This is a genomic window from Bizionia argentinensis JUB59 (assembly GCF_000224335.1).
Lineage (GTDB): Bacteria > Bacteroidota > Bacteroidia > Flavobacteriales > Flavobacteriaceae > Algorimicrobium > Algorimicrobium argentinense.
On sequence record NZ_AFXZ01000058.1, the window covers coordinates 1 to 570 of the forward strand.

1 protein-coding gene is annotated in these 570 nt (G+C 34.6%); it reads left to right on the forward strand.

What is annotated here, in order from left to right; genetic code table 11:
* On the forward strand, positions 1-570 hold a 570-nt coding region (locus BZARG_RS13075; protein ID WP_040288784.1), incomplete at both ends, for an IS3 family transposase.

The window sequence follows — 570 nt, forward strand, 5'->3', positions numbered from 1 at the left end:
AGTAAAGAGATTTATGGAAGCTGTAGAATACAAAAAATGCTAGAACGAGAAGACCTGAATTATTGCCGTTCTTATATCGCAATATTGATGAAAGAAATGGGGCTAAAAAGTGTTTTAAGAAGAAAGTTTGTAAACACAACAGATTCCAAGCATAGCTTTCCATTGGCTAAAAATGAACTGGATAGAGAATTTTCAAGTTCAACAATAGGAGAAAAATGGGTATCAGATATTACTTATATTAGGGTAAACGACAATTGGAATTACCTAACAACTATTATAGATTTAGCTGACAGAAAAGTAGTAGGATGGGCGTTAAGTGAAGACATGACGGTTCAAAATACGGTACTAAAAGCCTGGGTTCATGCTAGAAGAAACAGAACTATTTCAAGTAATTTCATATTTCATTCCGACAGAGGGGTTCAATATGCAGCCAATACAATGACTAATATCTTTTCTTTCAATAGCAACATAACACAATCCATGAGCAGGAAAGGGAACTGTTGGGATAATGCAGTAGCGGAAAGCTTTTTCAAGACTATTAAACACGAATGGCTGTATCGCTTTAAATTT